Here is a 9,323-nt window from a genome sequence, read left to right on the forward strand (position 1 = left end):
AGCAACCAGCTTTGATTTGGCAATCAGAATGAGAGCAACCAAAGCTAACACAATGGTCGTAAACATAATAACGCCGAGGACAATTTCATTCATGATAAAACGTTGACCGTTATAAAAGATAGAATGTAGTGTAGTGAAGATTTATAATTGGATTCCGGAGAACGCCATAAAGGCCATCGCCATTAAACCAACGGTAATAAAGGTGATACCTAATCCGCGTAGCCCAAGTGGTACATCGCTGTATTTCAATTTTTCACGAATGCCCGCCAATGCCATAATCGCCATTGCCCAGCCGATGCCGGAACCAAGTCCGAATGTACAACTTTCCCAGAAGTTATAATCGCGTTCGACCATGAAGAGCGTGCCTCCCAGAATGGCACAGTTCACGGTAATCAACGGCAGGAAGATTCCCAGCGTGTTATACAAAGCAGGGAAGTATCGATCCAACGTCATTTCCAGGATCTGCACCATCGCCGCAATCACACCGATATAACAGATCAAACCGACAAAAGTCAGATCCACGTTTGGGTATCCGGCCCAGGCCAAAGCCCCTTTTTTCAGCAAATGCTGGTAGATCAAATTATTGGCGGGAACGGTAATAAACTGGATGACGATGACGGCGATCCCCAACATCGAAGCGGTTTTAACATTTTTGGAAACTGCCAGAAAGGTGCACATTCCCAAAAAGAAAGCCAGCGCCAGATTCTCAACAAACAGACATTTGATAAACAGGCTGAGATAATGTTCTAACATGTTATGCTTCCTCCAGTTGCTCGGTCTTAAAGGTTCGTAACACCCAGATGAAAAAACCGATGATAAAAAACGCGCTCGGAGGTAATAACATCAACCCGTTCGCTTCATACCAGCCACCTTCGCGACTGAGCGTTAATATTTGAACGCCGAACAGACTTCCCGACCCAAACAGTTCACGGAAGAAAGCCACAATCATTAAGATCGCACTATATCCCAAACCGTTACCAACCCCATCCAGGAAGCTGATGCCCGGCTCATTTTTCATCGCAAAACCTTCTGCACGCCCCATCACGATACAGTTGGTAATGATCAAGCCAACAAACACAGAAAGCTGCTTGCTGATGCCGAAAGCAAATGCTTTCAAAAACTGATCAACCAGAATCACCAGCGATGCGATGATTGTCATTTGCACGATAATTCGAATGCTGCCCGGAATCTGTAATCGAATCGACGCCACAGCGGCATTCGAGAAGGCCGTCACCAAAATCACCGCGACACTCATCACCATCGCGGTTTCCATTTTGGTCGTCACAGCCAGAGCCGAACAAATCCCCAGGATTTGCAAGGCGATCGGGTTGTTATTAAAAATCGGTCCGGTCAGAACCTCTTTTTGATTTGAATTCATTCTATTTTTCCCCCTTTTCTCGTAGTTGTTCGAGATAAGGTCTAAATCCTAAATTACCCAGCCAAAAATCAAGCAAATGGGTTACACCGCGTGAGGTAATCGTTGCCCCTGATAAACCATCGACTTCATGAATTGCATTTTTAGAGCCCGGAACGACGTTGCCTTTGATGACTTCAATTTCAGGATCGAAGTCTTTACCAAAGGCTTCTTTTCCTTTCCAGAGCGCTTTCCATTTGGGGTTATCAACTTCTCCCCCCAGCCCAGGCGTTTCACCATGTTCGTAAAACGTCAAACCTGCGATGGTATTCAAATTCGTATCCAACGCCAGAAAACCCCAGAGTGTTGACCAGAGACCTTTGCCTCTGATAGGCAGTACATACTGAGACAGTTTTCCTTCTTCGTTACTAATCAGGTAGACCCAAGAATAGGTTTCACGCCGTTTGATACCTGCAAAATCTTCAGCAGGTGGAATTACCATACTCATCTTCGGGTTGTCGGCGGCTGACTTTTGATCATATTCCTGAGGGTTCGGGAACAACTCTTTATCGTCAGTCACCACTTGACCTGTATTCAAATCAACGATAATTCCCTTCACGCGTTCATCGTAAATCTTCTTGATGTCCGCAGCACTCGCTCCCGGTTCGATCAAACCGGCGGCTGAGAGAATGTTCTTTTTACGTTCGTTCTCTTTGTTCTCTTCCTGCAGACCGCGTAAGCCAACAGCTGCGCCTGAGACGAGAACCGAACAGACCACGCACAATGCGGCCGATACTAAAAATGTGAAACCTATTGAATCACGCGACATTTCGCGCCAACCTTCTTTTTATATTTGCTTGAACAACGTAATAGTCAATCAGAGGTGCGAAGACATTTCCAAACAGAATTGCCAACATGATTCCCTCTGGGTACGCCGGATTCACGACCCGAATCAGGATCGTCATTCCACCAATCAAAAATCCATAAATCCATCTACCCGTGTCCGTCATTGCAGCCGACACCGGATCTGTTGCCATGAAGACCAAACCAAAGGCCAGCCCCCCCACAACGAGATGCCAATGTGGTGGCATCGAGAACATCGCATTCGTAGTACTCTCACTGCCTGCCCAACAAAGCAAAGCAGAGAGCCCCATCGAGCCTATCAGTACACCTGCCATCACACGCCAGGAACCGATACCAGCCAGAATCAGAAAAATGGCGCCCAACAGACAGGCAAACGTAGAGGTTTCTCCCATGGATCCTTGAATTTGTCCCATGAATGCCTGCATCCAGGATATTCCCAGACCACCCTCGGCAATAGGATTCGTAACCGCTTTCATGCCAACTTCTGTCGAAGCGACAGCCATTTGACCGAGTGAAGTCGCACCGCTGAAGCCATCGACGGCAGTCCAGACGGTATCACCAACAATCTGTGCAGGGTAAGCGAAGTAAAGAAACGCACGCGCCGTTAATGCCGGGTTGAGGAAGTTCTTTCCGGTTCCCCCGAAAATTTCCTTGCCGATCACAACTCCAAACGAGATTCCGATGGCCACCTGCCAGAGAGGAATCGTAGGAGGCAGCGTTAAGGGGAATAACATCCCGGTGACCAGGAAGCCTTCATTGATTTCATGCCGACGCACGATACAGAACAGACCTTCCCACATACCACCGACGGCCATACAAACAATATAGATCGGGAAGAAGTAAAGCGCGCCATGGACCAGATTGGAAACAAGACTGCTCGCATCAGGGGCGATCCCCACAGTGGCCATCACCTCGCCACGCCAACCAGCAACCGAGTCAATGCCCATTGCACTCATCGCCGCATTTGCTTGATAGCCTGTATTGTAAAGTGCCATAAACACACAGGGAAGCAACGCAACAATTACCATACTCATCATGCGTTTTAAGTCGATCGAATCGCGCACATGGGAAGCTTCAGTTGTCACTTCACCGGGAGTATAAAGGAATGTATCGTTTGCTTCATAAAGTGGGTAAAGCTTCTCGAACTTTCCCCCTTTATCGAAAAGAGGGTGTACCTTATCAAGAAGATTTCGTAACGGCTTCATTTCGTGCTTTATCTTTCTTGTTTGATGACCCCGGAACAGAGCCAGTCTGGTAAGCACCAACTTTGACTACTGATCTCTACCGTCATTTGAAATGAAATTATTCCAAGATGACATCAAGGGCTAACAATTTTATCTTTCAGGTTAACAACACACTCGACCGCATTACTTTATCAATGCCATTTGCCCGCACGGGCACACTTCGCATTAACCTTCAATTTCAATCTTTGTCAAATTATTACGCAGTAACGACCCATAGTTATATTTTCCGGGACACACAAACGTGCATAACGACAAGTCCTCTTCATCCAGTTCCAGGCATCCCAGTTCTTTTGCCTGCTCGGTATCTTCTGTAATCAACGCCCGCAGGAGGAATGTAGGCAAAATATCCAGAGGCATCACTTTTTCATAAGTCCCAATCGGAATCATCGCCCGCTTACTTCCTTCAGTCGAGGTCGTAAACGAATGTTTTTTCCCCTGCCCTAACCAGGAAGAGATAAACACAGGTACGACTGAAAACTTGTCGAACCCGGGGCCCATCCATCCGAGAAAATCACGATGGTTGCCTTCTTTGAGCACAGTCACCTGCAATGCATAACGACCCAGATAGGCAAACGGCCCCTGACTGGTACGGCCGGAAAGTGCCGAACCGGAAATCAATCGATTCTCGCCCTCTTCAAGATTGCCTTCCGTTAAATCGAACAGACTGGCACCCAAAGTCGTTTTCAACAACTTGGGGTTTTTGACTACAGGACCCGCCAGGGAAATCACGCGATCTGTGTCAAGTTTGCCTGTCGAAAATAACTTACCAATGGCTATCACATCTTGGTAATTGATATTCCAAACCGTTTTTTTATCACTCACGGGATCAAGAAAGTGAATATGTGTACCCGGCAGCCCGGCGGGATGGAGACCACCAAACTCTTCCACAGTCACAAAATCCAGTTCACATCCGGGCAAATTGGTTCCCGGAGCTTTACACAGATAAAGCTTCCCTTCAGTCAATGTTCGTAGCGTCTCTAATCCCTGAGTAAACGCACGGGGCTCTTCGCCCAGAACCACTTCAGGAGGCGGTGCCAATGGATTGGTGTCGATGGCAGTTACAAAAATGGAATGCGGCGTAGTTCCGGGAGCGGGCACACGACTGTAAGGACGTGTTCGCAAGCTGGTCCACAATCCGGATTTCAACAGATTGTCCTGAACCTGATCCCGAGTCAAACTCGCCAGCGCTTCATCGCTATAAGCAGCAAAGGATTCTTCATCGCTACCCTGGACTTCAATGACCATCGACTGAAAGACGCGTTTTGCACCACGATTGATTTCAGTCACCTTGCCCGAGACGGGAGAGGTAAAAATGACGCCTTCGGTCTTTTTATCACTGAAAAGCTCTTGGCCTTTTTTGACAGTGTCACCAACGTCAACAGCCAGCGTAGGCTTCATGCCGACATAATCAGGACCAATCAGAGCAACGGACCGAATGGCCGGCCCATTTTCGATCAACGCAGAAGGCTCGCCGGCAATTGGCAGATCCAGCCCTTTTTTAATTGTAATCATTGAATTTTGAACCTGAATACAACGAGTTATTCTTATTAACTCGCCTGATGTGGTTTATCAAACCATCTGAATGCAGCACAAAAACGACACGTGCATCCCTGCTGTTCTGTGACTTCTTTATAGGCGCGCCAGGGAAACTGGCTAATATTTCGCGGTTATTTTACACAGATCCCCCTTTTTTTGTAGTGAAAGCAAGGTACTAATTGCATCATTTTTCATTCTGTTTCGGAAAATCCCGTTTCACATGGCTCAAATTAAAATTTTCGAAGCATCAAAATTCAAATCGATTTCGGTAAATAGGTCTATACTAATGGGTGAGATCAGAAAACGTATGCGTTTGGGATACATGAAGCAGACGAGATGGGAGAACCAGCCAAGGCGCAAGCGTTGAATAGTTCTGCAAATAGGGATTGGCTGAGTTTTTTGCCCCTACGGATTACGGAGCGAGGCATTTAGCTTCTTGCCGCGTCGTTTATCGACCTCAAGCCGAGCAAAGTTGAGGGAGTCGCGGAGTTGACGCAAGCCGTACTGCTTCGCAAGTTTTTGAACGCTGACACCGGGACGTTTGGCTCGCAACACGAACCATGCCTCGTGCGGCATGAACTTTTCGATCTCCACGTCGCCCGGATGATCGAGGACTATCTGATGTGCTTTGCCCAGATAGTTGTAATCTTTTGTGAAAATGGCCCGATCCAAATCAAGCGTAAATCGGGCAATGGTTACATCACTGGTCTTCTTGTCGGGGATACCCTCGTCAATGATCAGCTCTCCCGTGATATCCACAACCGGACAATTTTGATTGGCTCGACCGTTGTGCGTTGCCGCGACGATGTAGTAGTGATGGTTGATCGCGTGGGCCTGCAGCGATAATCCACCGGGATAGGCACTGGGCCAAACGACAAGTTCCGCCCCCTGATCAGCCATCTCCTGCCAGAGTTCGGGAAAGGCAATGTCGAAGCAGATTGCCATTCCAACCTTGCCAAAGTCCGTCTCGAAAACCATGGCCTTGCTGCCGCATTTCAAATTGGTCAGTGCATTTTTGAGCGTTAACCCTTCATATTTCGACAGGTATTCCGGTGGGTGTGGACACACCTTGTCATAGACACATGACACGCTGCCGCTCCTGTCGATGAGAATCGCCGAATTAAATGTAGTGTCTCCGACAATGCGATAGATTGGACTTACAATATAAGTCTCGTGCTTTTTCGCCAGAGCTGACATCGCTTTAGTCGTTGGACCGTTCAATCGCTCTGGGTTACGACCCGTCCAGGTCTCCGGCAGAACGATTAGATCGACTCCTTTGGCCGCCTCACGATTCACGAGTTTTTCGACATCATTCAGACTCATCCCATTAGCAAACGATAACGTCACAATCCGTACCGGCCGACCGCTGGTTTTAGAATCCGCACTTCCTGGAGTGACAAGCAACGCAAGCGCAATGAACATGGCTATGGGAGCGATCTTGAACGGCATTGTCCTCTTCAGTTTCTGGTTGTTTTCAGAAATCATGGTCAGACCCTTGTATACACAAGACGTTGAATGGACTAATGCGTCAAATCCATGGAATAAATAAATGATGGATGAACGATTTTAAATTGTCAACAGAAGCCCGGTTCTGTGCCGAATCACGTGGATTAAAACGTGCATGTCGAAGCCCTTCCAGACGGAAATCATCTAATTGAACCAGATTCCGGAATAAGGTATGAATTCTCCTGGCGCATAGGAAGTCAGCAAAATGGGGCGTATTCCGAGAGGCCTGCTTTTCACGAGTTTCTAAAACAATCGTTTTTCAACGCCGTTGGTCAGCGAATCATTAATCATTTTGATCTCGTCTGGTGTGCCACGATAGACCCACCAACATTCGACAAGCTGACAAAATCACCTTTTTGTGTCGTTTTTATTCAAAGTCAATCCGCAGCCACATCCTCTTCGACATTTGATGTTTCTCGATACAATTCAAAAATGACAACTTGGTTCCCCATTTTTCCGATCCACTTGCAATTCGAATGGTGAAAGCTCACGAGTGAGATATCGCCGGGAATCCAGGCTAGCGGTCTTCCAGAAGTGGAAGACTTAACGCAAGATTCAATGAGACGCGGATACAGAGAGATAGGTCTTGGCTTCTGCTGTGTGGGAAGAAATCTTTTTAAGCTTAAAGTCCAGATCCATCTCAACAAACGAACGAGAAGAAAGTCCAATCCTGCAGCGGTTCTTTTGACTCTTGTTTCTAGTTCCTCTATTTTTACGTAATCTGGGTCTTCTTCGAGAATCTTCAAGCACAATCCAGTGTTGGCATCCCAGATTAGTATGGTCTTGTCCCCATAGCTCTGAGAGCCACTAACAAAATACTGGCCGTTGGGACTATAAGTCATGCTAGAGATATAGCTCGTATGTCCAATGAGTGGCCCTCGCAATTCTCCCGCTTCAGGATCCCAGATCCGAACTGTTACGTCGTTCGATCCGCTGACGATGTACTTGCCATCAGGGCTAAATGCCACGCTCGTGATGAAATTTGTGTGTCCGTCGAGTTGTGCGATTTGTTCGCCGCTCTCGAGTTCCCAAATTCGTATTACACTATCGTATAAGCCGCCACTCACAATGTGTCGTCCGTCAGGGCTGAACGCCACGCTGCTAAATCCACAAAATGATTGCGGCTTGAATTGTTTAATCTGCTTACCACTCTCAGTATCCCAGACTCGCAAAGTATTATCATTTGATCCAGATGCGATTCGATTGCCATCGGGGCTGAACGCTACACTGGTGACAACCGTGGAGTGCCCGGTAAGTTCAACGATTAATTGAGCACTACTGGCGTCCCGAATTTGTACTGTTGAGCCTTCCCGCTTCCCATCGAGCCCATTTCCAAGAGCGATTAAATGTCCGTCAGGGCTATACGTCACACTGGTGACACTAGAAGTCCCGGCTTTGACATGCTCTGCAACTCCTTCAAACTGCAAAAGTTGTTCACCGTTCCTGGAGTCCCAGATCCGAGCTGTCATATCCCTGGACGCAGAGATAATTCGTTGACCATTGGGACTGAATGCCACACTGGTAACATACTGCGTGTGCCCATTCATCTCTACGAGTTGATCTCCACTCTCGGCATCCCAAACTCGTACAGACTTGTCGTTAGAACCAGTGACAATCCGTCGGCCATCATGGCTGAATGCGACACTGTTGACCGCTTCTTTGTGCCCATTCATCTGTACGAGTTGAGCACCACTCTCAGCATCCCAGACTTTTACTGTATTATCATGCGATCCCGAAGCAATGAGTCTGCCATCGGGGCTGAAGGCAACGCTGCTGACTGCGTTAAAGTGTCCTGTAAACTGGGCCCGTTGGGCTGAATCAAGGGGAAGTAGTGGAGGACGGGAAGCACGCAGACAGAGATGCAATTGTTCAATGTTAGTTTTCTTCAATATTCTGGCATTCAGAGGAACTAACTTTTTTTCCATCGACCATCGATCAAGCAGCTCATACAACTTCGGTCCTGGTCGATCCCAGGGGGGAGTGGAACTCATACCACCCTCCTCATCTTGACTGTAATGACCGTCAGCTTCGGGGCTGTCGTACCACCAGCAGGAATTCCAGAGACATTGAAACAGTCCTTGTGGATAGTCCTTTGCGTGACGGGCAATGAAATTCAGATCGCGGCGAAGGGCTTCCTCCAGCAGCCGTAAAATTCGACGTTGCGGTCGGTCGTGGGGAAGCAATGTAACGGCTGTTGTGAAGTCTGCAGCCAACTCTAAGACCAATCCCGCTTGATGCTTCGATTCCAAAAACCGAATTGATGTAAGAGTTGTTTCTAATTCATCCCAAGATTCCCCGTGGCTTTGATGGTAGGGCAATTCGGAAATTGCCCGAAGACAGTCACCACTCCAGGAGAGTCTGTCTGTTGGATTAAGCTGGCGATGAAAATAGGCAGCCAATTGCTGGTGGGCTGCAATCTGCTGCTTGTCACTTGCCAGGTACATCTCACGGATGGCTTTGTAAAGGCCTCGATGGAAAAAATCGATTCGGTTGCCGCGAGGATGCAAATAGGGGCGAGCTTGGCTCAGGATTGGAAACAGATTCTCGGCTTCTCCGTCATTGTTGAGCAACCCCTGCAGCTCAGCTTCTGAGAGACCACTGCGCGCGCTACCGAGTAACGAGAATACATTACGGACTAGTTCGCCACCAAACTCGGCCTCTAGCCGTTCGATCACCTGACGGAACAGTTCTGTAATCGCATTTTGCCCTTGGGGAAAGTGCTTGATGCGGTCATTCAGATCAGCGAACGAACCAAAGCCGCGTAGTTCTTCCAATGCCACCAGCAGGAATAATGGGTTTTCCGTTGCCGGGTTATTCAG

Annotated in this window: 7 protein-coding genes; all 7 read right to left on the bottom strand. The window is 47.9% G+C overall.

Annotated features, from left to right (window positions below):
• Nucleotides 1–141: 141 nt before the first annotated feature.
• The gene (gene nqrE / locus Q0668_RS03770; RefSeq protein ID WP_298860069.1) at nucleotides 142–753 is read right to left on the bottom strand and encodes an NADH:ubiquinone reductase (Na(+)-transporting) subunit E; all 612 of its coding nucleotides are present in this window, start codon (nucleotides 751–753) and stop codon (nucleotides 142–144) included.
• Between the two features lies 1 nt (nucleotide 754).
• Complete coding sequence (locus tag Q0668_RS03775) at nucleotides 755–1,378, bottom strand: NADH:ubiquinone reductase (Na(+)-transporting) subunit D (RefSeq protein WP_298860071.1); 624 nt, start codon at nucleotides 1,376–1,378, stop codon at nucleotides 755–757.
• 1 nt (nucleotide 1,379) lies between these two features.
• Complete coding sequence (locus Q0668_RS03780; RefSeq protein WP_298860073.1) at nucleotides 1,380–2,183, bottom strand: Na(+)-translocating NADH-quinone reductase subunit C; 804 nt, start codon at nucleotides 2,181–2,183, stop codon at nucleotides 1,380–1,382.
• Nucleotides 2,173–3,423 carry an NADH:ubiquinone reductase (Na(+)-transporting) subunit B gene (locus Q0668_RS03785; protein ID WP_298860075.1) on the bottom strand — a complete coding sequence of 417 codons (1,251 nt, stop codon included), beginning with the start codon at nucleotides 3,421–3,423 and terminating at the stop codon, nucleotides 2,173–2,175. Before Q0668_RS03785 ends, Q0668_RS03780 begins: the two co-directional genes overlap by 11 nt.
• A 204-nt stretch (nucleotides 3,424–3,627) precedes the next feature.
• Complete coding sequence (locus tag Q0668_RS03790; RefSeq protein WP_298860077.1) at nucleotides 3,628–4,974, bottom strand: Na(+)-translocating NADH-quinone reductase subunit A; 1,347 nt, start codon at nucleotides 4,972–4,974, stop codon at nucleotides 3,628–3,630.
• Nucleotides 4,975–5,403: 429 nt separating this feature from the next.
• Nucleotides 5,404–6,483, bottom strand: coding sequence for a carbon-nitrogen hydrolase family protein (locus tag Q0668_RS03795; RefSeq protein WP_298860079.1), 1,080 nt, complete (start codon nucleotides 6,481–6,483; stop codon nucleotides 5,404–5,406).
• A 398-nt stretch (nucleotides 6,484–6,881) separates the two neighbouring features.
• Nucleotides 6,882–9,323: WD40 repeat domain-containing protein (locus Q0668_RS03800; protein ID WP_298860081.1), on the bottom strand; the 2,442-nt coding region annotated here is incomplete at its 5' end.

The organism is uncultured Gimesia sp. (assembly GCF_937910335.1).
Lineage (GTDB): Bacteria > Planctomycetota > Planctomycetia > Planctomycetales > Planctomycetaceae > Gimesia.